Below are 256 nucleotides of genomic sequence, written 5' to 3' on the forward strand. Positions count from 1 at the left end.
GAGACCTTTGCAAAATTCCCCAAAATCCCCTAAATTCCTACTAAGACATTTAGGGGATTTTCCATGAGCACCTTCTTCCAGCAAACCGCACAAGCCATGATTGCCAAACACATCGACCGTTTCCCACTATTGAAGTTGGATCAGGTGATTGATTGGCAACCGATCGAACAATACCTGAATCGTCAAAGAACCCGTTACCTCCGAGACCACCGCGGCCGTCCCGCCTATCCCCTGTTGTCCATGTTCAAAGCCGTCC

1 pseudogene is annotated in these 256 nt (G+C 49.2%); it reads left to right on the forward strand.

What is annotated here, in order from left to right:
* Positions 1–63 precede the first annotated feature (63 nt).
* Positions 64–256 (forward strand): annotated as a pseudogene (locus ACTHTU_RS11445) (IS5/IS1182 family transposase); the annotation flags it as partial.

This window comes from Neisseria sp. P0020.S005 (assembly GCF_051957055.1).
Classification (GTDB): Bacteria; Pseudomonadota; Gammaproteobacteria; order Burkholderiales; family Neisseriaceae; genus Neisseria; species Neisseria subflava_A.